Annotated in this window: 24 protein-coding genes; 5 read left to right on the top strand and 19 right to left on the bottom strand. The window is 71.4% G+C overall.

What is annotated here, in order from left to right:
- Positions 1–36: 36 nt before the first annotated feature.
- The 4 genes from HNR13_RS12240 to HNR13_RS12225 all read right to left on the bottom strand — a co-directional run bounded on the left by HNR13_RS12240 (position 37) and on the right by HNR13_RS12225 (position 2,792).
- Positions 37–408, bottom strand: a complete 372-nt coding sequence (locus tag HNR13_RS12240; RefSeq protein WP_179606115.1) for an RNA polymerase-binding protein RbpA — start codon at positions 406–408, stop codon at positions 37–39.
- A 116-nt stretch (positions 409–524) separates the two neighbouring features.
- The gene (locus HNR13_RS12235; RefSeq protein ID WP_179606113.1) at positions 525–1,274 is read right to left on the bottom strand and encodes a glycerophosphodiester phosphodiesterase family protein; all 750 of its coding nucleotides are present in this window, start codon (positions 1,272–1,274) and stop codon (positions 525–527) included.
- A gap of 10 nt (positions 1,275–1,284) precedes the next feature.
- Entirely contained in the window at positions 1,285–2,295 is a 1,011-nt protein-coding gene (locus HNR13_RS12230) for an SPFH domain-containing protein (protein ID WP_179606111.1), read from the bottom strand.
- Positions 2,292–2,792 carry an NfeD family protein gene (locus HNR13_RS12225; protein ID WP_179606109.1) on the bottom strand — a complete coding sequence of 167 codons (501 nt, stop codon included), beginning with the start codon at positions 2,790–2,792 and terminating at the stop codon, positions 2,292–2,294. The genes HNR13_RS12230 and HNR13_RS12225 overlap by 4 nt, the downstream gene beginning before the upstream one ends.
- Positions 2,793–2,915: 123 nt before the next feature.
- Here HNR13_RS12225 and HNR13_RS12220 point away from each other — a divergent pair, with 123 nt between their 5' ends.
- Both HNR13_RS12220 and HNR13_RS12215 read left to right on the top strand, forming a co-directional pair.
- Complete coding sequence (locus HNR13_RS12220; RefSeq protein ID WP_179606107.1) at positions 2,916–3,704, top strand: SDR family oxidoreductase; 789 nt, start codon at positions 2,916–2,918, stop codon at positions 3,702–3,704.
- Positions 3,701–5,698, top strand: coding sequence for an alpha/beta hydrolase family protein (locus HNR13_RS12215; protein WP_179606105.1), 1,998 nt, complete (start codon positions 3,701–3,703; stop codon positions 5,696–5,698). Before HNR13_RS12220 ends, HNR13_RS12215 begins: the two co-directional genes overlap by 4 nt.
- Positions 5,699–5,720: 22 nt before the next feature.
- Here the strand turns inward: HNR13_RS12215 and HNR13_RS12210 are convergent, their stop codons facing one another.
- Positions 5,721–6,359: an HdeD family acid-resistance protein gene (locus HNR13_RS12210; protein WP_179606103.1), complete on the bottom strand. Its 639-nt coding sequence runs from the start codon at positions 6,357–6,359 to the stop codon at positions 5,721–5,723.
- A 195-nt stretch (positions 6,360–6,554) separates the two neighbouring features.
- Here HNR13_RS12210 and HNR13_RS12205 point away from each other — a divergent pair, with 195 nt between their 5' ends.
- The gene (locus tag HNR13_RS12205) at positions 6,555–8,936 is read left to right on the top strand and encodes an ATP-binding cassette domain-containing protein (protein ID WP_179606101.1); all 2,382 of its coding nucleotides are present in this window, start codon (positions 6,555–6,557) and stop codon (positions 8,934–8,936) included.
- A gap of 3 nt (positions 8,937–8,939) precedes the next feature.
- Here the strand turns inward: HNR13_RS12205 and HNR13_RS22040 are convergent, their stop codons facing one another.
- Together HNR13_RS22040 and HNR13_RS12195 are read right to left on the bottom strand one after the other, a co-directional pair.
- On the bottom strand, positions 8,940–9,605 hold the full coding sequence (locus tag HNR13_RS22040) for a septum formation family protein (RefSeq protein WP_179606099.1): 666 nt from the start codon (positions 9,603–9,605) through the stop codon (positions 8,940–8,942).
- A 9-nt stretch (positions 9,606–9,614) separates the two neighbouring features.
- Positions 9,615–9,776 carry a hypothetical protein gene (locus HNR13_RS12195; RefSeq protein ID WP_179606097.1) on the bottom strand — a complete coding sequence of 54 codons (162 nt, stop codon included), beginning with the start codon at positions 9,774–9,776 and terminating at the stop codon, positions 9,615–9,617.
- A 53-nt stretch (positions 9,777–9,829) separates the two neighbouring features.
- Here HNR13_RS12195 and HNR13_RS12190 point away from each other — a divergent pair, with 53 nt between their 5' ends.
- Positions 9,830–10,342, top strand: coding sequence for a hypothetical protein (locus HNR13_RS12190; protein WP_179606095.1), 513 nt, complete (start codon positions 9,830–9,832; stop codon positions 10,340–10,342).
- Positions 10,343–10,358: 16 nt separating this feature from the next.
- Here the strand turns inward: HNR13_RS12190 and HNR13_RS12185 are convergent, their stop codons facing one another.
- From HNR13_RS12185 to HNR13_RS12130, 12 genes are all read right to left on the bottom strand, one after another.
- The gene (locus HNR13_RS12185; protein ID WP_179606093.1) at positions 10,359–11,090 is read right to left on the bottom strand and encodes a flavodoxin family protein; all 732 of its coding nucleotides are present in this window, start codon (positions 11,088–11,090) and stop codon (positions 10,359–10,361) included.
- 10 nt (positions 11,091–11,100) lie between these two features.
- A complete protein-coding gene (locus HNR13_RS12180; protein WP_343063540.1) occupies positions 11,101–12,402 on the bottom strand; it encodes an MFS transporter in 1,302 nt (433 codons plus the stop codon).
- A gap of 44 nt (positions 12,403–12,446) precedes the next feature.
- The gene (locus tag HNR13_RS12175; protein ID WP_179606091.1) at positions 12,447–13,841 is read right to left on the bottom strand and encodes an NAD(P)/FAD-dependent oxidoreductase; all 1,395 of its coding nucleotides are present in this window, start codon (positions 13,839–13,841) and stop codon (positions 12,447–12,449) included.
- A gap of 139 nt (positions 13,842–13,980) precedes the next feature.
- Positions 13,981–14,544 (bottom strand): dihydrofolate reductase family protein, encoded by a 564-nt coding sequence (locus HNR13_RS12170; RefSeq protein ID WP_179606089.1) that lies wholly within the window; start codon positions 14,542–14,544, stop codon positions 13,981–13,983.
- Between the two features lie 113 nt (positions 14,545–14,657).
- Positions 14,658–15,104, bottom strand: coding sequence for an SRPBCC family protein (locus tag HNR13_RS12165; RefSeq protein WP_343063539.1), 447 nt, complete (start codon positions 15,102–15,104; stop codon positions 14,658–14,660).
- The gene (locus HNR13_RS12160; RefSeq protein ID WP_343063538.1) at positions 15,101–15,457 is read right to left on the bottom strand and encodes an ArsR/SmtB family transcription factor; all 357 of its coding nucleotides are present in this window, start codon (positions 15,455–15,457) and stop codon (positions 15,101–15,103) included. The genes HNR13_RS12165 and HNR13_RS12160 overlap by 4 nt, the downstream gene beginning before the upstream one ends.
- A 119-nt stretch (positions 15,458–15,576) precedes the next feature.
- Positions 15,577–15,831 carry an SHOCT domain-containing protein gene (locus tag HNR13_RS12155; RefSeq protein ID WP_179606087.1) on the bottom strand — a complete coding sequence of 85 codons (255 nt, stop codon included), beginning with the start codon at positions 15,829–15,831 and terminating at the stop codon, positions 15,577–15,579.
- Positions 15,828–16,292 carry a DUF1269 domain-containing protein gene (locus HNR13_RS12150; RefSeq protein WP_179606085.1) on the bottom strand — a complete coding sequence of 155 codons (465 nt, stop codon included), beginning with the start codon at positions 16,290–16,292 and terminating at the stop codon, positions 15,828–15,830. Before HNR13_RS12150 ends, HNR13_RS12155 begins: the two co-directional genes overlap by 4 nt.
- Before the next feature lie 139 nt (positions 16,293–16,431).
- Positions 16,432–16,833 (bottom strand): DUF1801 domain-containing protein, encoded by a 402-nt coding sequence (locus tag HNR13_RS12145; protein ID WP_179606083.1) that lies wholly within the window; start codon positions 16,831–16,833, stop codon positions 16,432–16,434.
- On the bottom strand, positions 16,830–17,453 hold the full coding sequence (locus HNR13_RS12140; RefSeq protein ID WP_179606081.1) for a dihydrofolate reductase family protein: 624 nt from the start codon (positions 17,451–17,453) through the stop codon (positions 16,830–16,832). Before HNR13_RS12140 ends, HNR13_RS12145 begins: the two co-directional genes overlap by 4 nt.
- Positions 17,453–17,941 carry an SRPBCC family protein gene (locus tag HNR13_RS12135; protein ID WP_218881224.1) on the bottom strand — a complete coding sequence of 163 codons (489 nt, stop codon included), beginning with the start codon at positions 17,939–17,941 and terminating at the stop codon, positions 17,453–17,455. Before HNR13_RS12135 ends, HNR13_RS12140 begins: the two co-directional genes overlap by 1 nt.
- Complete coding sequence (locus tag HNR13_RS12130; protein WP_179606077.1) at positions 17,938–18,339, bottom strand: ArsR/SmtB family transcription factor; 402 nt, start codon at positions 18,337–18,339, stop codon at positions 17,938–17,940. The genes HNR13_RS12135 and HNR13_RS12130 overlap by 4 nt, the downstream gene beginning before the upstream one ends.
- 178 nt (positions 18,340–18,517) lie before the next feature.
- On the opposite strand from HNR13_RS12130, the gene HNR13_RS12125 reads away from it, so the two are divergent.
- The gene (locus HNR13_RS12125) at positions 18,518–23,221 is read left to right on the top strand and encodes a beta strand repeat-containing protein (RefSeq protein WP_179606075.1); all 4,704 of its coding nucleotides are present in this window, start codon (positions 18,518–18,520) and stop codon (positions 23,219–23,221) included.
- The last annotated feature ends 62 nt before the right edge of the window (positions 23,222–23,283 follow it).

The raw sequence follows: 23,283 nt of genomic DNA, 5'->3' as shown, positions 1-23,283 counted from the left end.
ACCCCAGGGGTGAGAGCGGCTGAACGGGTGCGACCGTCAGGCGGTGTGCTTGTGCTCGGTCGTCCCGCGGCGTGCGCGCAGGTACTGGAGCCGCTCCTCGAGGAGCTCTTCGAGCTCGGCGCGGGTGCGACGCTCCAGGAGCATGTCCCAGTGGCTGCGCGGCGTCTTGACGTCCGAGTGGTCGATCTCGACGGGCTTGTCGTCGACAAGCCGGCGGGCCTCGTGCCCGCAGTGCTTGCACTCCCAGGCATCGGGAGCCTCGGCCTCGGCGGCGAAGACCATTTCGGTCTCCTTGCCGCAGTCGGGGCACAGGTAGGTGTAACGGGAACGCGGAGAGTAGACGACGCCTTCTTCACTTTGTAAGCTCTGGGCGCCAAGCCTCATTCCGCGCAAACTGCGATCTGCCATCGTGTGGTCTCCTCTTCGCGCGAATCCTCACTTTTATAAACCAGCAAGCTGGGGATTCTCTTTCCGCGTGCCCCCTTCTCTCAGTGGGCTCACAGTGTCGGCGAAGGGCCGCGACGTCAGTTCCGCGTCTCGACCAGGGATTTCAGGAGGTCGCAGCGGTTCGTGACGATGCCGTCGACTCCCAGGTCGAGCAGCCGGTTCATGTCGGCCACGTCGTCCACAGTCCACACATGCACCTCGGCGCCGGCCGCATGCACCGCGCGGACGGTGCGGGCCGTGACCAAGCGCAGCGGTCCGCGGCGCTCCGGGATCTGCACCGCCGCGAACCCGCGCAGGGCCCGGCGGGCGAGCGGCCGGATCCCCAGCTTCGCACCGATCAGAGCCGGCACGAACTCCGTGACCGACGGCGACACCGCGACCTCCGGCAGGGCGGCGGTCGCGGCCTTCCTGCGGGCCGCGGAGAAGCTCGTGAGGAGCACGCGGTCGGCCGCTCGGGCCCGGAGGATCGCCGCGGCGGCGGGAGCGGCGGCGCGCTGGTCCTTGATGTCGATGTTGAACCGCGCCTCGGGGAACGCGTCCAGCGCCTCCGCGAGTGAGCAGAAGGTCTGGCCGTCGCCGAGCGGGATGCGCCGCAGCTCCGCCAGCGCGAGCTGGTCCACGCGGCCGTCGCGACCGGCCACCCGGGCCAGGTCGGGGTCGTGGCTGACCACTGCCTCGCCGTCGGCGGACGCGTGCACGTCGGTCTCCAGGTGCGTCGCGCCCGCGCTCAGGGCCTTCAGGAACGCCAGCAGGGTGTTCTCCGGCGCGCCGACGGCGAGGCCGCGGTGCGCGATGATGCGCGGCCGCGGCCCGTCGAGGAACCTCACGCCCAGAACGTCAGGCCGAGGGAACGGGCGGGGGAGTCGGGGCCGCGGGCGCCGCGACGGCGGGCTCCACCGACGGCGCGGTCTGCGCAGCGGCGGGGACCACGCCCGGCCCGGCGGGTGCGGAGCCCTTCGGCCCGAACGCCTGGCCGATGCCCTTCAGCGCCTCCGTGAGCTCGCTCGGGATGACCCAGAGCTTGTTCGCGCTGCCCTCGGCGAGCTTCGGCAGCGTCTGCAGATACTGGTAGGCCAGCAGCAGGTTGTCCGGGTTCCCCTCGTGGATGGCGCCGAAGACGGTCGTGATCGCCTTCGCCTCGCCCTCCGCACGGAGCACGGCGGCCTTCGCGTCGCCCTCCGCCTTGAGGATCGCGGCCTGCCGCAGACCCTCCGCGTTGAGGATCTCGGACTGCTTCGTGCCCTCGGCCGTCAGGATCAGCGCACGACGGTCGCGCTCGGCGCGCATCTGCTTCTCCATCGAGTCCTGGATGGAAACGGGCGGGTCGATCGCCTTCAGCTCGACGCGGGACACTCGGATGCCCCACTTGCCGGTGGCCTCGTCGAGCACCAGGCGGAGCTGGCCGTTGATGTTGTCGCGGCTGGTCAGCGCGGCTTCGAGGTTGAGGCCGCCGACCACGTTGCGGAGGGTGGTCGTGGTGAGCTGCTCGACGGCGCCGAGGTAGTTGGCGATCTCGTACGTCGCGGCGCGCGCGTCGGTCACCTGGAAGTAGACCACCGTGTCGATCGAGACGACCAGGTTGTCCTCGGTGATCACCGGCTGCGGCGGGAAGGAGACGACCTGCTCGCGGAGGTCGATGAGCGGCCGCACCTTGTCGATGAACGGCACGACCACGTTGAGGCCCGGGGTGAGCGTCTTGTGATACCGGCCCAGCCGCTCCACCACCCCGGCCCGCGCCTGCGGGATGATCCGGATGGCGCGGAACAGCGTGACCAGCACGAAGATCGCGATCACCAGAACGATGACCGAGACCACGATGGTCACGACGAGCTGGGTGACATCGGTCACGTCAGGCTCCTCTCGGTGAGGTCGCCGGCTCCCGCCGACACGGGGGACGGGGCCACGACGGCTGTCGCGCCCTCGATGCTCAGGACGATGACGTGCTCGCCGGGCACCAGCTCCGCGGGACCGGCCTGCGCGGGGGAGAGCCGGGCGGTCCAGGTCTCGCCGACGGACAGCTTGACCAGGCCGGCGGTGCGCGAGACGGTCGAGACGACCACGCCGTTCATGCCGATCAGCGCGTCGACGTTGCTCTTGGTGGGATCGCCGCCCCGCTTGAGCCGGTGCAGCAGCGGCGGCCGGATGAAGAACACCAGGACCACCGAGAGCGCGGCGGCGATGATGAGCTGCAGCCACCAGGGCGCCCCGAGCAGCCCGGCGAGCAGACCGCCCAGGCTGCCGATCGCGATCATGAGGAAGACGAAGTCCAGCGTCAGCATCTCGATGATCACGAACACGAGGATGAGGACGAGCCACGCGATCCAGGCGTAGGACGTGATGTCCATGAGCTTCCCCCTCTCGACACATCACTATGTACTTGCTAGAACGCTAGCATTCGCGCGGCCCGCAGTACGGAACGCACTTGGTAGTCTCAGAAAGCCGTGTCGTCCAACGCTCTAGGAGTACCCGTGTCCAACGCTTCCGCGTCCGCCAGCCCGCTCGAGCAGGGCAGCCTCACCGGCAAACGCGCCCTCGTCACCGGTTCGTCGCGGGGCATCGGCGCCGACACGGTCCAGTACCTCGCCGACGCCGGCGCGGCGGTCGCCATCAACTACCGCAACAAGGAGGCGCGCGCCGTCAAGCTGGCCGACGCGATCCGCGAGCAGGGCGGCACGGCCATCACCGTCGGCGCCGACCTGACCGACCCCGAGTCGGTCCGCTCGCTGTTCCAGACCATCGCCGACGAGTGGGGCGGCCTCGACATCCTGGTCCTGAACGCCTCCGGCGGCATGGAGTCCGGCATGGCGGAGGACTACGCGATGCAGCTCAACCGCGACGCCCAGGTGAACGTCCTGACCTCGGCCCTCCCGCTGATGTCGAGCGGCTCGCGCGTGGTGTTCGTCACCAGCCACCAGGCCCACTTCATCCGCTCGACCCCGACGATGCCCGAGTATGAGGCCGTCGCGCTCAGCAAGCGGGCGGGCGAGGACGCCCTGCGCGCCCTGCTCCCCGAGCTGACCGAGAAGGGCGTCGAGTTCGTCGTGGTCTCCGGCGACATGATCGAGGGCACGATCACCGCCACGCTGCTGAACCGGCTGAACCCGGGCGCGATCGACGCGCGCAAGGAGGCCGCCGGGCGCCTGTACAACGTCGGCGAGTTCGCCGCCGAGGTCGCATCCGCCGTGGTCGATCCCATCCCGGCCGACCACACCCGTCTCGTCGGCGACGTCTCCAGCTTCGAGCCGATCAGCGAATGAGGCCGGCCGACCTGGAGCTCCTCACCGGGGTCTCCCGTCCCACCGTCCACCCGGCCGGCGGTCGCGCGGTCGTGTCGGTCACGCATCCCTCCCTGGCGGCCGACGCGACGGTGGGCCAGCTCTGGAACATCCCGCTCTCCGGTCACGCGGCGCCGCGCAGGCTCACCCGCGGGTTCCGTGACGGCGCACCGGCGTTCTCGCCGGACGGCCGCCTGATCGCGTTCCTCCGCGGCGGCCCGAAGGTCCCGTCGCAGCTGCTCGTGGTGGACGCCGCGGGCGGCGAGCCGGTCGTCGTCACCGACCGCAAGCTCGGCGTGACCGAGTTCGCCTGGTCGCCGGACGGGCGCACGCTCGCCTTCGTGAGCCGCGACCCGGAGCAGGGGCGCTACGGAACGGTCGAGGGCATCGACCCGAACGGGGAGCGGGCGCGCCGGATCGACACGCTGAAATATCAGGCGAACGGGCTCGGCTACATCACCGACCGGCGGGCGCACGTCTACCTCGTGCCCGTGCCGGACGTCTGGGCGGAGCCGCCGGTGATGCCGATCCCCGAGGCGGACGGCTCGACCCGGCCGACGCCGACGGTCGCCACGCCGCGCGCGGTGACCGGCGGGGACTGGGACGACACGACCATCGCGTTCTCCCCGGACGGCTCGACGCTCGCGTTCGTCTCGGCCAGGCACGACGGCCGCGACGGCGACCTGCGCTCCAACGTCTTCCTCGTGCCCGTCGACGGCGGGCGCGAGCCGGTGGACGCGACGGGGGAGCACGGCGACTTCTCCATCGTGGCCGTCGAGTACGGACTGAACGGCGTGCTCTACTTCAGCGCGCAGGACGTCGGCCCCGGCGGCCGCGACTTCGTGGCGAAGAACACCGCCCTCTACGCGATCGACCGCCCGGGGGAGGCGCCGCGCCTCCTCACCGACCCGGAGACCGTGGACCTGACGGAGTCGGACATCATCGCGTTCCGCGACGACAGCGTCCTGGTGACCGACCGCAGCCGCGGCGCCCTGGTGCTGACCGAGGTCGACTCGCGCGGGTCGGCCCGCCGGCTCACCGACGGCACCATCCTGGTGAACGGCGTCGGCACGGCGGGCGAGACCGTCGTGGCGAGCGTGGCGGACGCCGGGACCGCGGGTGACGTCGCCGTGGTCGAGGACGGCGGCCTCCGCAGGCTCACCGACTTCTCCCGCGACCTCCGCGCCGCCGGCGTGATCGCGCCGCGCGAGCTGACCGTCACCGGCAGGGACGGCTACCCGATCCACGGCTGGGTCGTCGTCCCCGACGGCGCCGGCCCGCACCCCGTGCTGCTCAACATCCACGGCGGCCCGTTCGCGGCCTACACGCACGCGCTGTTCGACGAGGCGCAGGTCTACGCCGCGGCCGGCTACGCGGTGGTGATGTGCAACCCGCGCGGGTCGGCGGGCTACGGCCAGGACCACGGGCGCGTCATCCGCCAGCGGATGGGCACGGTCGACCTGGCGGACGTCCTGGACTTCCTCGACGGCGCGGTTGCCGAGGTGCCCGGGCTCGACGGCGAGCGAGTCGGGGTGATGGGCGGCTCCTACGGCGGCTACCTGACCGCCTGGACGATCGCCCACGACCACCGCTTCGCCGCGGCGATCGTCGAGCGCGGCTACCTGGACCCGGCGGCCTTCATCGGCACGAGCGACATCGGCAGCTTCTTCAGCGACGAGTACACCGGAACCGACCCGTCCGGGATCGCGTCGCAGAGCCCGCAGGCCGTCGTCGACCGCGTTCGGACCCCGACGCTGGTGCTGCACTCGTCGAGCGACCTGCGCTGCCCGCTCGGGCAGGCGGAGCGCTACTACGCGGCGCTCAAGCGCGGCGGCGTCGAGGCCGAGCTGGTGATCTTCCCCGGGGAGGACCACGAGCTCAGCCGCAGCGGCCGCCCCCGGCACCGCCGGGAGCGCTTCGAGATCATCCTCGACTGGTGGGACCGGCACCTGCCGGTGCGCGCGGGCGGCCGCTAGGGCCGCCCGCGGTGCCGCCGCGTCAGGCCGCGGCCGGCGCGGCCGGCGCCGCCGTCGCCTTCAGCACCTCGCGCCCGAAGGTGAACGCGCGGACGATCCCGATGATGCCGAGCACGATCAGGGCGATCGCGGCGAACAGGATCAGGAACGCGGCGGACGCCGCCGGGACGAACAGCACCACGAGGCCCGCGATGATGCTGAGGATCCCGTAGGCGATCGCCCAGCCGGCGGACCGGGAGCGCCCGGCCTCCACCAGTGCCATCACGCCCTCGATGATCCAGCCGACGCCGATGAACGCCAGCGCGAAGATCACCAGGACGGTCGCCGCGGTCGAGACGTTCTTGAGCGTCACGACGCCGAGGAAGACCAGCAGGACGCCGAGGATGATGTTGAGCGTCCGGATGCCGCCCCCGATGCCGCGGGCGAAGATCCCGACGCCGAGTCGCATGATCCCGGCGATGAGGAAGTAGATGCCGAGGAAGATCGCGAGGACCGCGATCGTCTTCTCCGGCCAGAACAGCAGGACGACGCCGAGGATCACCGCGACGGCGCCGCTGACGCCGAGCACCGCCCGGATGCCGTTGATCGCCGAACGGGTCATCTCCGAGGCGTCGAGGGACAGGTCGCGGACAGCGGAGTCGAGAGGATCGGTGGAGGACATCGCACACACCCTTTCTGTCGTGGGCCGCGGCTGACCGTGGCCGTCAAGCGAAGAATACTGAAAACGCCCTGTGAGTATCAGTCCCCATCTGCCGAGACGGACGCGGGCCTCTCGCGGCGCCGTAGGGCGGGCGAGGGGAACGCGTCGGCCGCACCTGGTTAGATCGGAGACGACACCGAAGGACGGAGTGCGGCGATGACCACGGCCACGAGCGCGACCACGGCGGCGGACGGACGGGAGCGGGCGGACAGCCACGACGTCATCCGGGTCCGCGGAGCGCGGGAGAACAACCTCAAGGACGTCAGCGTCGAGTTGCCGAAGCGGCGGCTGACGGTGTTCACCGGGGTGTCCGGCTCCGGCAAGAGCTCGCTGGTGTTCGGGACGATCGCCGCGGAGTCGCAGCGCCTCATCAACGAGACCTACAGCGCGTTCGTGCAAGGGTTCATGCCGTCCCTCGCGCGTCCCGACGTGGACGTTCTGGAGGGGCTCACGACCGCCATCCTGGTCGACCAGGAGCGCATGGGCGCCAACTCGCGATCGACGGTCGGCACGGTCACCGACGCCAACGCCATGCTGCGGATCCTGTTCAGCCGGCTCGGGCAGCCGCACATCGGGTCGCCGCAGGCCTTCTCGTTCAACATCCCGACCGTGCGCGGCGCCGGCGCCATCTCGATCGAGGGCAAGGGCACCGTGAAGCGCAGCTTCGAGCAGACCGGCGGCATGTGCCCGCGCTGCGAGGGCATGGGCACGGTGTCGGAGATCGACCTGACCCGGCTCTACGACGAGTCCAAGTCCCTGTCCGGCGGCGCGATCACGGTGCCCGGCTACACGGCGGACGGCTGGTCGGTGCGCATGTTCAGCGAGTCCGGCTTCTTCGACGCGGACAAGCCGATCCGCGACTACTCCGAGACCGAGCTGCACGACTTCCTCTACAAGGAGCCGGTGAAGGTCCGGATCAACGGGATCAACCTCACCTACGAAGGTCTCGTGCCCCGCGTCCAGAAGTCGATGCTGTCGAAGGACGTCGACGCGATGCAGCCGCACATCCGCGCGTTCGTGGAGCGCGCCGTGACCTTCGCCCCGTGTCCCGAGTGCGGCGGGTCGCGGCTCAACGAGGGCGCGCGGTCCTCGCTCATCCGCGGCGTGAGCATCGCCGACGTCTGCGCGATGCAGCTCAGCGACCTCGCGGAGTGGGTGCGCGGACTCGATGAGCCGTCCGTCGCGCCGCTGCTCGCGAATCTCCAGGGCACGCTCGACTCCTTCGTGGACATCGGCCTCGGCTACCTGTCGCTCGACCGCCCGTCTGGCACGCTGTCGGGCGGCGAGGCGCAGCGCACCAAGATGATCCGGCACCTCGGCTCGTCGCTCACCGACATCACGTACGTCTTCGACGAGCCCTCGGTCGGCCTGCACCCGCACGACATGCGCCGGATGAACGAACTGCTGATCCAGCTCCGCGACAAGGGCAACACCGTCCTGGTGGTCGAGCACAAGCCGGAGATGATCGTGATCGCCGACCACGTGGTGGACCTGGGGCCGCGCGCGGGCGCCGCCGGGGGAGAGATCGTCTACGAGGGGACGATCGAGGGGCTGCGGGGGAGCGGCACCCTCACCGGCCGGCACTTGGACGATCGGGCCGCGGTGAAGGAGTCGGTGCGGACGCCCTCCGGTGTGCTGGAAGTGCGCGGGGCGACGTCGCACAACCTGCGGGACGTGGATGTCGACATCCCGCTCGGCGTCCTGGTCGTGGTGACCGGCGTCGCCGGGTCGGGCAAGAGCTCGCTGATCCACGGCTCGGTGTCGCCGCGCGAGGGCGTCGTCTCGGTCGACCAGGGCGCCATTCGCGGCTCGCGGCGCAGCAACCCGGCCACCTACACCGGTCTGCTGGAGCCGATCCGGAAGGCGTTCGCGAAGGCCAACGGTGTCAAGCCCGCGCTGTTCAGCGCCAACTCCGAGGGCGCCTGTCCGAACTGCAATGGCGCGGGCGTGATCTACACCGACCTCGGCGTGATGGCCGGCGTCTCGACGGTCTGCGAGGTCTGCGAGGGCAAGCGCTTCGACGCGTCCGTGCTGGAGTACCGGTTCGGCGGCCTGGACATCAGCGAGGTGCTGGCGCTCTCCGTGGAGGCCGCGGAGGTGTTCTTCGGGGCCGGAGAGTCGCGCATTCCGGCGGCTCACGCGATCCTGCAGCGCCTGGCCGACGTCGGCCTCGGCTACCTCACCATCGGCCAGCCGCTCACCACGCTGTCCGGCGGCGAGCGGCAGCGCCTCAAGCTCGCCACCCACATGGCCGAGAAGGGCGGTGTCTACGTGCTGGACGAGCCGACCACCGGCCTCCACCTGGCCGACGTGGAGCAACTGCTCGGCCTCCTGGACCGGCTGGTCGACTCGGGCAAGTCGGTCATCGTCATCGAGCACCACCAGGCCGTCATGGCGCACGCCGACTGGATCGTGGACCTCGGTCCCGGAGCCGGCCACGACGGCGGCCGGATCGTGTTCGAGGGAACGCCCGCCGAGCTGGTGGCGTCCCGGTCGACGCTGACCGGGCAGCACCTGGCGGAGTACGTGGGCGCCTGAGGCTCAGTGGGCCGCCACAGCGTTCCCGGTGAGCTCGTGGCGGGAGTACGTGTCGACGAAGCACTCGTACGTGCGGTCTCCTGACGCCCACTGCGCCGCGGTGTCCGGGTAGCGCAGCTCCACCTGGACGTCCTCGTTCCACACGGCGACCCAGTCCCAGTTCAGGAGCCCGGGAGCGGTGCAGAGGTCGCTGACCTGCGCGTTGAGGGCCTGCGCGCCGGGGAACGCGGCGCCTGCGGGCTGAGGCAGGGTGCCCTTCGAGAGCACCTGGGCGATGTGCGGCGCCCCGCAGTCGACGACGGGATAGGCGGCCGCCCGCGGCGACGGGAAGACCTGCAGGCAGGCGCCGGTGGGGATGCCGGCCACCGGTTGCTCCGGGACGGTCGCGACGGGCGGAGTGGGGGTCGGTCGCGGAGGCAGTCCGAGCGGGGTGGGGCCCGGCTCCGGCGGGTTCGGGGGAGCGGGCGGGGCAGCGGCCGTCAGGTCGGCCTCGGCGTGGCCAGCGGGGGCGGCGATGGCGAAGGCGGCGACGGAGAGGACCGCGACCGCGACGGCGCCGACCGCACCGACGAGGATGAGCCACCCGCGGCGGGACAGGCCGTCCGGTCGGGATCGGTCGTCCGTGCGTGCTGCCCCGTCCGGGCGGGTGCGGGGTCGGCGGTCTCTCACCGCCTCATCCTACGTTCGGCCGGTTGAGTCGCGAGCCGTGCCGCAGGAGGCGCACACCATCGTGAAGCGCGGGCTCCGGTCGACGGTGACGATGGACGGGTAGGCCGTGCGGCCGTGGCAGCGCGGGCAGCGGCCCGTCGTGTCGGGGAGGCGGGTGTCGAGGGTCGTCATACCAGGGAGACCCGCGCGGAGCGTGGTCGTGACGCGGACGGTAGCCTGGAGCCGTGGAACCCGCCGACCCGATCCTGCTGAGCGTTGGCGGATCCACCCGCACGCAACTGCGGGCAGCCCTGCAGTCCCGGGGCGTGCACCTGAACGCGTACGCCGAGACCCTGCTGGATCACGCCGCCTTCGAGCTGCGGGATCGGGTGGAGCTGACCGTGGTCGACCGCGGCGTCGGCGAGCTCGGCCTGGACGACGGCGGAACCCTGCCGGACGTCTACGCGGCGGCACAGGAGCAGGGCCTGGCGCTGTGCCCGCCCGACACCGGCCCGTACCTCGGGCTGGCATTGCGGTCGCAGGCGAACGCGCCCGACTCCGTGCTGTCGGCCGGCCGGTCGCCGGCGGGTTCGCTGAAGGTCGCGGCCGCGCCGCTGAGCGACGATGTGGAGTTCCCGAAGGGCTTCTACCTGCGCGTGGTCGACGGCGTGCAGTGGCTACGCGGCTACCGCTGCGACGACGAGTACCGGTACACGGCCGACGACCGGTTCGCGTTCGCGCTCCCGACGTCCCGGTGAGCGCCGTGACGCGGGCTCAGGACCGGTACTCGGGGTTGGGGAAGTCGAACCGCGTCCCGGCGTCCCACTCCCGGCGCTGGTTGCCGTAGTCGGGGAAACCGCCGGCGTCCTTCAGCAGCCGGGCCAGGTGCAGGAGGTTCCAGGTGAGGAAGGTCGTGTTCCGGTTGGTGAACTCGTTGTCGAAGCCCACCCGCCGGCCGTCGCCGAGGTCGTCGCCGTAGCTGGGGCCCGGCCCCACCTCGCCGATCCAGCCGGCGTCCGCCTGCGGCGGGATCGAGTAGCCGATGTGCTGGAGGCTGTAGAGGACGTTGGAGGCGCAGTGCTTGATGCCGTCCTCGTTGCCGGTGATGAGGCACCCGCCCGCCCGGCCGTAGTACAGCCACTGGCCCTTCTCGTTCAGCTCGCCGGAGTGCGCGTAGAGGCGCTCGATGATCTTCTTGGTCTCGCTGCTGTTGTCGCCGAGCCAGATCGGGCCGCCGATCACGAGGATGTCGGCCGCGAGCACGCGCGGGAACAGCTCGGGCCAGGCGTCGACCTCCCAGCCGTACTCGCGCATGTCCGGGTAGACGCCCGTCGCGATCGGGTGGTCGACGGAGCGGAACTGGTCGACCCGCACACCCTGGCCGGCCGTGATCGACGCGCTCGCGTCGATCAGGGACTGGGTGTGGCTGCGGCCGGGGGAGCGGGTGAGGGTCGTGTTGATGAAGAGCGCGCGCAGATCGCTGAAGTCGGTTCCCGAGGAGCTCATGGGGGTCACGCTACAGCCGGTCGCCGTGCCTGGCTGCGAAAAGCGGTGAGAACACCACGATGAGGGCGGCGGCCGCGAAGATCGCGGCGCCGATCCCGATCGTGATGCGGTAGCCGAAACATGTCGCGAGGACCCCCGCCACCAGCGCGCCGACGAAGAACACGACGCGGTTGACGGTCCGGATGGTCGAGTTCATCCGGCCCTGGATCGCGTCGGGGGCGACGGACTGCCGGTACCCGGTGTCGTTCGGGTCCTCGACGCCCATCGCCAGGCAGTAGACGAACTGCGCCGAGGCGACGAGCGCCACGAGCGCGGTGCCTCCGCCCGCGCCTACCGGGGCCACCGCGAGGGCGAGCCACGGCACGACCACCAGGGCGCGGGCGACGAAGATCGCGCGCCCTGCGCCGAGCCGTGCGCCGACCCGTGGCGCGAGGAGGGCGCCCAGGAACCCGCCGACGCCGCCGAACGCGAGCGCGAGCCCGTACTCCCAGGGCTGGAGGCGGAGCTGCCGCAGCACGAAGACCGCGAACACGGTCGTCACGATGCTGTTGCCGAGGAACCAGGTGTGGATCGAGAGCGCCAGCGGACGCAGCGTCCGGTGGCGGTAGGTGTAGCGCATCCCCTCGGCGATGTCGTGGCCGATGTGGCGGCCGGGCGCCCGGGAGGCCGGCGCGGGCTCGTCGACCCGGATCCGCGACTGCAGCACGGCCGACACCGCGGTGAGGACGGCGTCGAACGCGAACAGCAGCGGCGTCCCGAGCAGGGTCAGCAGAGCGCCGCCGAGCGCCGGCCCGGCCGTCCCGGCGACGGTGTCGCTCTGCCCGAGGCGCGCATTCGCAAGGATGAGGGATTCTCGGGGGACGAGCCGGGGGAGCAGGGGCTGGGCGGCGGAGTCGGCGAACAGCACGAGGACGCCGAGCACGAGCGTGACGGTGGCGACGGTCCAGAAGGTGAGGGCGCCGGTGAGGATCAGCACCGGGATCGCCGCCAACGCCAGGGCGCGCCCGACGCTGGTGAGGACGAGCGTGCGCTGGCGGCGCCGCCGATCCATCAGTGCGCCGACGACCAGTCCGAGGAACAGATACGGGACCACGCTGAGCGCGCTCAGGACGCTGATCTGCGCGGCCGACGCGTGCAGCACCGAGACGATCAGGACGTTGAAGGCGACGCCGGAGATCGCGCTGCCGAGCGCGCGGACAGTGCTGGCGCTCCAGAACAGCGCGAATGCGGGCTGCCGCAGGACCTCACGTGGGCGGGCGACCACGGCGGGCGCAGGATCGACGGCCCATGCAGGGTCGGCGTCGTCGTCCACGCCGCCAGCCTAGCGAAGGCGTGTCGGCGCCTCACCGCCGCGCTCTACGACGACCCTGCTCCTCGCAGCCGGTGCAGGTTCGCGATGGCCGGCTCGAGGCTGGCGCGGTAGCGTGCGATGCCGGCGGCGAGCTCGGGGCGGGACCGCTGCTCCCTGAGCCCGCGTGAAATATTGGTCCGCGCCGAATCCATCCACTGCGCGATGTCGGGTTCCCGGGCCCAGACGGCGTCGGCCTGCCACGCGATGAGGGTCCCGCGGATCCAGTCGGCGGGGGAGTCGGGCTGACGATTCGGCGGACACAGCCGGTTCTTGGCCGCGATGTCGGGACGCGTCGCCTCGACGTAGCCGATGAGTGCCTTGTTGAACGGAGTGAGGCCGATCCGCATCGATTGCAGGCGGATCCGTCCCGGAGCGAAGATGGGGACCTCGGGCGCCGGGTTGAGCCCGCCCGCCGCGGCGTACACGTGCAGAGTTCCCGGCGTGGTGGGGATGGAGCCCTGCTCCAGCCGGATGGCGTCGGCTTCGATGCGCCGCACCCGGCCCAGCCTGATCACCTGCTCGATCCGCCGGAGCTGCTCGATCTCGGCCGTGCTGGCGGTCGGGCTCCGGAACATCGTCGGTTCGACTTCGGTGTCGATGCGCAGCAGCTGCTCCGTGTCGTCCAGCCGCTCGAAGAGCTCGGTCTGCGAACCGGCCTCCGCGGACGCCTCCGCTTGCAGCGCCAGCCCCTCGAACAGTGTGGGGAGCAGCTCACCGCCCTGGGTGAAGCGCCGATTCAGGTACCAGGCTTCGCGGGGCTTGATCCAGCGGATCAGCGCGGGCGGGACGCCGTTCTGCAGCAGGTAGAGGACCGCGTCCGCGCCCGTCTTGCCCGCGCCGATGATGGTGTACCCGTCCGGAGGCTCCTCGCGGTAAGCCAGCTCGTTCACCGGCGCCCACCGGACCCCATCGTCCACCTCAAACGCGGGAGGGCTCGTGGCGGGAACGCGCGGTTCGAGGTAGGCCGCGTCGACGACGGCTCGGCGGACAGTGACCTCGAAACGATCGCCGGTGAGGCGGGAGACGAGCGCTCCCGGACTGACATAATCGCACTGCGCGAAGAAGCGCACCCGCCCGGAGGCGAGGAGCCGCTGGTCCATCGCACGCTCGTAGTACGCGCAGATCTCGCGTCCCGTCGCGCGCTCGTACATCCCGGCGTTGACGCCGGTCGTATCGATCGCGTCGGCGCCGAGCGGCAGCGAGTTGACGCCGTAGTACGCGGAAGGCTGGTGCAGGCGGATGAACGGGTAGCTGTCGTTCCAGTGGCCGCCGGGCGCGAAGCGCCGATCGACCATGATCACGTCGGCGTCGGACGCCGTAATCAGGGAGTCCACGAACGCCATCCCGGACGCGCCGGCGCCGACGACCAGATAGTCGGTCTCCAGAATCCTGCTCGCCATCGCCGCCTCGCAGTCTCGTTCGGACACTGCAAGCATGCGCCCGGCGACGGAGGGCGTGCCAGCCCTGGACGAGGCGGTCGTTACGGGGTCGCTCGCGGCTGCGGGAGAACGCTGATAATGCACATTATGTCAGCTCCCGCTAACGAACCACGTCATACACGACCTTCTGCACCCCGTTCCCGTAGAACTCCCCCTCCGCCACGCTCATCTTCTCGATCCCGTGCTCGGAGTTGCTGAACAGCCGCTCGCCCTCGCCGAGGAGCAGCGGGAAGACGAGCAGGTGGTAGCGGTCGACCAGGCCCGCGTCTGCCAGGGCGTGGCCGAGGGCCGTGCTCCCGTGGACGATGATCGGGCCTCCCTCGGTCGCCTTCAGAGCGGCCACGTCGTCGAGTGAGCGCAGGATGGTCGCGGGCCAGCGCTCGTCGTCGTGCTCGAGCGTCGTGGAGACGACGTAGCGCGGCATCGCGTTGTAGCCGGCGAACTCCTCCATCGTCGGCCACACCGGGGCGAACAGCTCGTAGCTCCTCCGGCCGAGCAGGACGGCGGTCGCCTCCTCCTGCTCTCGGCCCTTCAGCTCGTAGGCGGCGGGGTCGAACTCGACGCTGTTGAAGCTCCAGCCGGCGTTGCGGTAGCTCGCGTCGCCACCGGGGGCTTGGGCGACGCCGTCGGCGGAGACGAAGGCGGAGATGATCAGGTCGCGCATGGGAATCCTCTCGGTCGGGCTGGCAGCAGGGTGGCTCCCCTGCTGTATTCAACCTAGCAGTTCTGAACCAGTAAGTTCAATACCGAAGCGGAAGATACCGAGAAAGAGAGGGGTCAGGCCTCCGCGAGCTCCGCGAGGACGTCGAGGAATGTCATCCAGCCTGCGATCGTGCCCTGACGCTGCTCGTCCGAGAAGCCGGGCGTCTGCTGCGTCATGCGCAGGCGCGTGCCCACCGCGGACGGAGTCAGGTCCACCGTCAGCACCGCGCGTTCGGCGACGCCGGGACGATCGGTGAGCGTCATCACCAGGCGCGAAGGCGGGTCCACCTCCAGGAACTCCCCCGCCCAATCGATGGTTGTGCCGTCCGGCAGCACCATCATCGCGGACCAGGACCTGCCCTCTTCCGCGCGGTAGTCGAGCCCGTCGAGGGGGACCTGGACCTCGCGGCCGCCGAACCAGCGGGCGAACGACTCCGGGGTCGTCCAGGCGGCGAAAACGGCGGCCGGCGGCGCCGCGAACTCCCGGTCGATCTCGATCCCGTCCTCGGTGATGCCGGTCACTCGTCGTCCTTCCGTTCGGTCGTGTCCGTCGTCGCCAGGAGGTCGTCGAGCGCGTCGAAGCCGGCCTCCCAGAACCGGTGGTAGTCCTGGATCCACGCCGAGGCCGCCACCAGTGGACGGGCGTCGAGCATGGCCGGACGGTACTGCGCCTCGCGGCCGCGGGCGACCAGCCCGGCGCCCTCCAGGACCCGCAGGTGCTTGGACACCGCGGCGAAGCTCATCTCGAACGGCGCGGCGAGATCGCCGACGGTCGCCGAGCCCTGCGCGAGCCGCGCGAGGATCGCCCGCCGCGTCGGATCCGCCAGGGCCGCGAAGGTCCGGCTCAACTGATCGTCCACCGCCGCCTTGACCACGACCCACCTCCCACGGAAACCGTACTGAACCGATCGGTTCCATAGAAGGCTAGCACCGCGGTGGGCGGCGGTCTGGCCGCGCACACGCGGGCTTTGCCACTGCGAAGCGCAGCGGTTCGCTATGCGCTCAGGAGGCGCGCCTTCTGCGCCTCGAACTCCGCCTCCGTGAGCACGCCGGCGGCCCGCAGCTCGCCGAGCTGGACGAGCTGATCGAGCACGGAGGGCGCTGCGGCCGCCGGCGGGGCCGCGATCTCGGTGGCCGGCGCGGACGCCGCGGCGTCCTGCGCGGCCCAGCGCTGCTGCTGGCGACGGTGGGTGCTTCCGATGACACGGGTCGCGACGGACACGCGCACGGCGGTGCGGAGCAGGCTCATTCGGTGGTCTCCTTCACTTCGCCGGTCGCGCCTTCGCGCGCGCCGGTCTCGACGGTCTCGGCGAGGTCGATGATGTCGACTCCCCCGGCGAACAACTCGGTCCCTCCGGCGGCCAGCCACGCCTCGGCGGCAGGAGCCAGCGAGCGGTCCTCGTAGACGAGGGCGAGCGCGAAGCCGCCGGGTTCGAGGGCCTCGGCGACCCGCTGGACGTCCTCCGCGTCGAGGATGCCCGAATACGCGCCGGCGAACGCGCCGTCAGCGGACGAGTCCTCCGCCGGATCGAGCGCGCCGGCGACCGGCTCCCCCGCGGCATCGCGGCGGATGATCTCGAGGTCGAGGACCTCGATGGTCCCCTCCTCGACGCGGCGCAGGACGTCGGCGAGCCCCGCGCCGACCGGAGCGCCGGCGGGGAACGCGAAGACGAGATAGTCCACAGGTCCGGCGAAGGCGTCGTCAGCCATGTCGTCGTTCCTTTCTGATCGGTGGCAGGAGTGCGACCGACACTAGGCGCGACGGACCGCCCTCTCCCCCGGTTTCCGGCGACGGCGCGCGGAATTCACCGGCAGCCCCATCCCGCGCGCCGCGGCGCCGCGGGAACCTTCACCTCTTCCCGTGGCCAACCCCCGGCCGGGACGCGATCTGCCGCATCCAGTCCGCCACCTGCGCCTCGTCCAGGTCCGCGAGCGTGGCGAGCTCGACCCCGCGCGTGGCCTTGCCCATCGCCACCGGCGTCACGGGCGGGACGGGCTCCAGGGTGACGCCGTTCACGAACATGAGCTTCACGTGGCCGTCGAACGCCCCGCAGCAGAAGCACCAGCCGTCGCCGACGCCGTAGTAGGACATCCCCCACTTGATCGAGCGGGTCAGGCCGGGCAGCGTCCGGGCGGCCAGCGCGTCGACGGCCTCCGCGATGCCGCGCTCCGGCTGCGGCAGGCCGGCGATGTAGGCGAACACCGGCTTGTCCCCCACCGCCGCCTTCGCGTCGCTCGCGCGCCCGGTCATGAGGAGCGCTCGTGGACGGTGTAGGTGAGGTGGGTGGCCCGCGCCGACGCCTCCGAGCCGGTCTGCTCCAGCCGGATGCGGGCGTCGTCGACGCCCTCGAACAGCCGGATGCCCTTCCCGAACAGGACGGGCGAGAGCGCGATCGAGAACTCGTCGACCAGCCCCGCGTTCAGGTACTCGACGATGATCGCCCCGCCGCCGGCGATCCGGACGTCCCGCTCCCCTGCCGCCGCGCGGGCCCGGTCGAGCGCCACCCCGATGTCGTCCACGAAGTGGAAGGTCGTGCCGCCCAACCGCTCCCACGGCTCGCGGCGCTCGTGCGTCACGACGAACACGTCCGTGTGGAAGGGCGCGTCCTCCGGCCAGGAGTGCTCGCCGGCCTCGAACATCCGCTTGCCCATCACGCTCGCGCCGGTGCGCTCGAAGGTCCGGCGCGCCACGTCGTTGTCCAGGCCCTCCTCCCCGCCGGGACCGAGCCCGATGTTCTGGCGGAAGAACCGGGTCGGGAAGACCCAGTGCTGCAGCTCCATCCACTGCTTGCCCATCAGCTCGTCCGGCGAGTCCGGCGCCATGAACCCGTCCAGCGACATCGACACGCTGAAGAACACTTTCCCGGCCATCAGGCCTCCCTCTCATCTCGCATGATCGTCTCCACGTACCCGGCCAGCTTGGCCAGGGTCTGCCTGCCGCCCTCGACGGCGTGCGACCGCTCGATCGCCTGATCGCGCAGCGCGATCGTCGGGAACACCGTCCGCAACTCGACGCGCGTCCCCTCGCCCTCCGGCGTGAAAGTCAGGACGGACTCGAACGTGTCCGGGTCGTCGCGCCGCTCCCCGTGCCGCAGCTCGATCCGCTCCGGCGGCACGATGGCCGTCCAGGTGATCCACTCGGAATGCACCGTGCCGTCCGGGCCGCGCATCGAGAACGCCCACTCCCCGCCGACCCGGAACTCGAACGACCGGGTCGTGGTGGTGAACCCCTCCGGACCCCACCAGCGGGACAGGTGCCTGACCTCGGTGAACGCCTCGAACGCGAGTTCGCGCGGAGCGTCCACCACGCGCGACACGACGATCGCGCGGTCGGCCGCGTCCTCTTCGGGCTCCGTCATCGCCATCCGCCGCTCTCCTGCCCGCTCGGCCCTGCTCCGTCATCGATGCCCGGCTCGTCGCCGGCGGCCCGTTCGGCCTTCAACTTCTGCAGGTAGGCGTCCAGGCGCTCGAAGCTCTCGTTCCAGAACCGCTCGAACCCGCCCGTCCACTCGTGGACCGTCCGCAGCCCGCTCGCGTCGAGGCCGTAGACGCGCTGCTTGCCCGCCCGGCGGTCCTGCACGAGCCCGACTTCGCGGAGCACCCGGAGGTGCTTGGACGCGCCGGGTTGCGGGATCCCGAGCGCCTGGGCGACCTCGTTGACCGGCCGATCGCCGGACCGCAGCAGCATCAGGATGTCCCGGCGGCGCGGCTCGGCGATCGCGTTGAAGACGTCCGACGTCGTCGCTGCCCGTGCCATGCGACCGATCATATACCCATATGGGTGCATATGCGTCGGGTGAAGAGGATTGTGAAACCCCGCTTTCACTGAGCGGAAGGAGGCGCGGAGCGCCGCGGAAAGACGCGACAGGCGGAGTCGGCGCCGGAACCGCGGTGGATAGCTTCGACCGACTTCTCACCGACGGCGGAGGGTATCGATGAAGTTCTTCACACGCAGACGTTCCAAGGCGGTGGCGGCGCTCGTCAGCGCCCTGCTGGCGGTGGCCGGGGTCATCGTCGCGGCGCAGGTCGCGGCGGCGGCGCCCACGAACCAGCAGTGCGCCTATGCCGACCCCGGCACCGGGACGTACGCGCGAACCCTCTGCTGGCTCGACCAGAACGGCTACGACCAAGCGGCGGCTTCCAGTCCCGGCGGCCAGCAGATGAAGGTCGCTCTGCCGGGCGGCTACACGCTGCAGTACACGGTGACCGCCCTCGGGCGTGCTGTGGTTCCCGCTGCGTTCCCGACCTACGCGAGCGCGTACCTCGGCCGCAACAACGGCGGCTACCGGGGCGTAGCCGGCCTGCCTGCGTTCTATCAGGCGGGCACGACCGGCGGTAACTCGACCCTGTCGATGACCGGCATCAGCGTCACGGACGCCGACGGCAACCCCGTCGACGCGTTCTCGATCGTCATGGCGGACGCCGAGTCCACTGACATCAACGAGTCGCTGCGATTCACCGCCACTGCGCCGCTACGTCAGATCGCACCGCTCGGCAACGCCTGCGAGGCGGGGTTCACCGGGATCGGCACGAACACGGTGACCTGCTCCAGCAATCAGAGTGCCACCCGGACCGGCACGGCGATACTCGCGGCCGACGCGCCGAGCGCTGTGTCGATCGACCTGAACACGAACCGGCGTCAGGGCGTCGCTTTCGGCATCCTGCTGTCGAAGGTCGTCCTGTCCAAGACGGTCGCCAGTCGGGTGAGCCCGTCCGACTCCTTCGGCCTCAGCGTCACCGCCCCGGGCGGCATCCAGCTCGCCAGTGCGAACACCGGGACCGCGACGACCGCGACCACCGGCGAGGTCGAGACCATCGGCGCTGCGACGACCTCGCCGTTCACGCTCGCGGAGACCGCGACCGGCACCACGCCGATCGGCGCGTACGCGCAATCCTGGTCGTGCACCAGGAACGGCTCCGCCGATCCCACCCTGCCGTCCGGGGCGGCGGGTCCGTCCGCGGACGTCGCGCTCGCGATCGGCGACCTCGTGAACTGCACGATCACCAACACCGCGCTCTCCGGGAACCTCCTGCTTCAGAAGGAGGCGGGACCGGTGAACGACGTCAACGGCAATGGCGTCCGCGACGCGGGCGACACCATCCCCTACTCGTTCACGGTCACGAACACCGGCCAGGTGCCGGTCGAAGGCGTCACGGTGAACGACCCGTCGGTCGGAGCGGTGACCTGCCCGGTCACCACGCTCGCGCCCGGAGACTCGACGCGCTGCACGGCGGACTCGCTGTACACGATCACCGCCGCCGACGTGGCCTCCGGCGCCTTCACCAACGTGGCCACGGCGCAGGGCACCCTGCTCGGCGGCACGACCGTCATCCGCTCCAACACCTCCGCGACGACCACGACCCTCGAGGCGGCGGACGCGCGGCTGACGCTCGCCAAGACGGTCAGCCCGGCGAGCGCCGCGACGGCCGGGACGACCGCGACCTACGACTACACCGTGACCAACACGGGCAACGTGGACGTGCACGCCCTGGCGATCGTGGAGAGCGCCTTCTCCGGGAGCGGGACCGTCCCGGCGCCGGTCTGCCCGGTGACCTCGCTCGCGCCCGGCACCTCCACGGTGTGCACCGCGACGTACACCGTGACCCAGGCGGACGTGGACGCGGGATCGGTGGCGAACACCGCGCACGCGACGGCCACGGACCCGGAGAGCGGCACCGTGGACTCGGCCCCCTCGTCGGCCACGCTGACCTCGGCCGCGGCGCCCGCGATCGCGCTCGAGAAGTCGGCCTCGCCCGATGACGCTGCGTCGTTCGTCGTCGGTCAGGAGCTGACCTACTCGTTCGTCGCCACCAACACCGGCAACGTGACCCTGACGGACGTCGGCATCGACGAGCAGGGCTTCACCGGCACCGGAGGCGCGGTGAACCCGGTCTGCCCGGCCGGCGCGCCGATCCCGCCGGGCGGACAGGTGACCTGCACGGCCACGTACACGCTGACGCAGGCCGACATCGACCAGGGCGACGTCACGAACACGGCGACCGCGCACGGCACCCCGCCGACCGGGCCCGCCGTGAGCTCCGCCCCGGACACCATCAGCGCTCCGGGCAACCCGGCGCCGGCCATCACCGTCGAGAAGACCGCGACCCCGTCCACGGTCGCCGCGCAGGGCGACGTCGTGCAGTACGCGTTCACCGTCACCAACAGCGGGAACGTGACCCTGAAGGACGTCACGGTCGACGAGACGGCGTTCTCGGGCAGCGGCGGGGCCCCCGCCGTCAGCTGCCCCGCGGAGGCCGCGACGATGCTCCCCGGCGCCCGGATGGTCTGCACCGCGAGCTACACGCTCACGCAGGCCGACGCCGACCAGTCCCAGCTCGTCAACACCGCGACGGCGACCGGCACACCGCCGGCATCGGCGGGCGGACCGGTGACGAGCGCGCCGTCGACGGCCACGGTCGCGGTCGCGGAGAACCCGGCGCTCAGCCTGGTGAAGACCGCGAGCCCGCTGCACGCGACCGCCGCGGGCGACACGATCACCTACTCGTTCGCGGTGACCAACACCGGCGACACGACCGTGAACGGGATCGGGATCGCGGAGGGTTCGTTCTCCGGATCCGGCCCGGCCCCGTCGCCGAACTGCCCGGCGGGCGCGGCGTCGCTGGCGCCCGGTGCGACCGTGACCTGCACGGCGACGTACACCGTGACCCTGGCGGACGCGAACGCCGGCGGCATCGACAACCACGCGACCGCGACGGGCACGACGGGAGGCGGCACCGCTGTCACCTCGGCCGACTCGCAGACCGTGGTGCCGATCCAGGCGGACCCTGCGGTCACGCTGCAGAAGACGGCGTCGATCCGCAACGTGACCGCCGCAGGCCAGACGATCACCTACAGCTTCGTCGTCACCAACACCGGCAACGTCACGCTGCAGAGCCCGCAGGTCGTGGAGGCCCGGTTCAGCGGCTACGCCGTCCTGGACCCGGTGTGCCCGGCCGGGGTCACCTCCCTGGCGCCGGGCGAGTCCGTGACCTGCACGGCCGACTATGTCACGACCCAGGCCGACATCGACAAGGGCGGGATCACCAACAGCGCGGTGGCGACGCTCCAGACGCCGGGCGGAACGACGATCACCCCTCCCCCGTCGGAGGTCGACATCACGGCCGACCCGGCGCCCGCGCTGACGATGGAGAAGACCGTCGACCCGACCGTGATCACTGCGGCCGGACAGCCCGTCAGCTACTCCTACCTGGTGACGAACACCGGGAACGTGACGCTGACCGGCGTCGCCGTGGCGGAAGGCGACTTCACCGGCAGCGGCGGCACTCCGGCTCCGAGCTGCCCGGCCGACGCGGCCTCGCTCGCTCCGGGCGCGACGGTGACCTGCACGGCGTCGTACACGCCGACCCAGGCCGACGTGGACGCGGGAACGGTGACCAACACGGCGACCGCGAGCGGCACGCCGATCGGTGGAGGCGCGGCGGTGGACTCCGAGCCGTCCTCCACGACCTTCAGCGCCACCGCGTCGCCGGACCTGACCATCACGAAGACCGCCGACCCGGCCACGATCACCCGGGCGGGTGAGACGGTGACCTACAGCTTCGTGGTGACCAACACCGGCAACGTGACCATGTCCGAGGTCGAGGTGATCGAGGGCACCTTCACCGGCACCGGCATCGCGCCGGTCGTGCAGTGCCCCGCCGCGCCGATCGTCCTCGCCCCCGGGAGCACCGTGACCTGCACGGCGACCTACACCCCGACCCAGTCGGACGTGGACGCGGGGACCCTCGACAACACGGCGAGCGTGCAGGGCTCGATCCCGTCCGCTCCGGGCGTGCCGCTGACCTTCGGGCCGGCCGGGAGCAGCGTCGACGCACCGGCCGACCCGGCCCTGACGATCGTGAAGTCGGGCGCCCCGTCCGACGCGGCGTCCTTCGTCGCCGGCGCGGCGATCACGTACACGTTCGTCGTGACGAACACCGGGAACGTGACGCTGGACGACCTCCAGGTGAGCGACTCCGGCTTCACCGGCTCCGGTGCGGCGCCGGTCCCCGACTGCTCGGGAGGCCCGACCACGCTCGCACCGGGTGTACAGCTGACCTGCACCGCGACCTACACGGTCACGCAGGCGGACGCGGACGCCGGCGGCATCAGCAACACCGCCACGGCGAGCGGAGTGCCGCCCACGGGAGGCGAGCCGGTGCTCAGCGCGCCGTCCACGGTCACGCTGCCGCACGACAGCGCGCCCGCGCTCGGGCTGGTGAAGTCGGCGACGGTGACCGGGTCGACGATCGACTACCGGTTCGCGGTGACGAACACCGGGAACGTGACGGTCAACGGCATCGCCATCGCCGAGGGCGACTTCACGGGGACCGGGGCGTTCCCGGCGATCGACTGCCCGCAGACGGCGCTCGCCCCCGGTGAGGTCACCGTGTGCACGTCGACCTACTCGCTGACCGACGCCGATCGGAGGGCGAGCGCCGTCACCAACACCGCGACCGCGCACGGCGACGCGGCCGGTGGACCGGTCTCGTCCGCTCCGTCCAGCGCGCGGGCCGCGCTCGGCGGCCTGGCCTCCACCGGGCTCGACGTCAGCACGGTCGCCTGGCTCGCCGGCATCCTGCTGGCGATCGGCGGCGCAGCCTTCGGGTTCCGCTTCCTGAGACGGCGCCGGGCCTGACCTGCGGCCGGATCTGATCGGCGGGTGAAGCAGGCGGGGGCGACCGGATGGTCGCCCCCGCC

The organism is Leifsonia shinshuensis (genome assembly GCF_013410375.1).
Taxonomy (GTDB): domain Bacteria; phylum Actinomycetota; class Actinomycetes; order Actinomycetales; family Microbacteriaceae; genus Leifsonia; species Leifsonia shinshuensis.
The sequence above is the reverse complement of the archived record's forward strand: the minus strand, read 5'-3'. Positions and strand labels throughout refer to the sequence as shown.

Coding starts and splice junctions, on each gene's coding strand:
- HNR13_RS12240 (WP_179606115.1), bottom strand. CDS start 408: ATGGCAGATCGCAGTTTGCGCGGAATGAGGCTTGGCGCCCAGAGCTTA.
- HNR13_RS12225 (WP_179606109.1), bottom strand. CDS start 2,792: ATGGACATCACGTCCTACGCCTGGATCGCGTGGCTCGTCCTCATCCTC.
- HNR13_RS12215 (WP_179606105.1), top strand. CDS start 3,701: ATGAGGCCGGCCGACCTGGAGCTCCTCACCGGGGTCTCCCGTCCCACC.
- HNR13_RS12210 (WP_179606103.1), bottom strand. CDS start 6,359: ATGTCCTCCACCGATCCTCTCGACTCCGCTGTCCGCGACCTGTCCCTC.
- HNR13_RS12205 (WP_179606101.1), top strand. CDS start 6,555: ATGACCACGGCCACGAGCGCGACCACGGCGGCGGACGGACGGGAGCGG.
- HNR13_RS12195 (WP_179606097.1), bottom strand. CDS start 9,776: ATGACGACCCTCGACACCCGCCTCCCCGACACGACGGGCCGCTGCCCG.
- HNR13_RS12185 (WP_179606093.1), bottom strand. CDS start 11,090: ATGAGCTCCTCGGGAACCGACTTCAGCGATCTGCGCGCGCTCTTCATC.
- HNR13_RS12175 (WP_179606091.1), bottom strand. CDS start 13,841: ATGGCGAGCAGGATTCTGGAGACCGACTATCTGGTCGTCGGCGCCGGC.
- HNR13_RS12170 (WP_179606089.1), bottom strand. CDS start 14,544: ATGCGCGACCTGATCATCTCCGCCTTCGTCTCCGCCGACGGCGTCGCC.
- HNR13_RS12155 (WP_179606087.1), bottom strand. CDS start 15,831: ATGAGCCTGCTCCGCACCGCCGTGCGCGTGTCCGTCGCGACCCGTGTC.
- HNR13_RS12150 (WP_179606085.1), bottom strand. CDS start 16,292: ATGGCTGACGACGCCTTCGCCGGACCTGTGGACTATCTCGTCTTCGCG.
- HNR13_RS12145 (WP_179606083.1), bottom strand. CDS start 16,833: ATGACCGGGCGCGCGAGCGACGCGAAGGCGGCGGTGGGGGACAAGCCG.
- HNR13_RS12140 (WP_179606081.1), bottom strand. CDS start 17,453: ATGGCCGGGAAAGTGTTCTTCAGCGTGTCGATGTCGCTGGACGGGTTC.
- HNR13_RS12135 (WP_218881224.1), bottom strand. CDS start 17,941: ATGACGGAGCCCGAAGAGGACGCGGCCGACCGCGCGATCGTCGTGTCG.
- HNR13_RS12130 (WP_179606077.1), bottom strand. CDS start 18,339: ATGGCACGGGCAGCGACGACGTCGGACGTCTTCAACGCGATCGCCGAG.
- HNR13_RS12125 (WP_179606075.1), top strand. CDS start 18,518: ATGAAGTTCTTCACACGCAGACGTTCCAAGGCGGTGGCGGCGCTCGTC.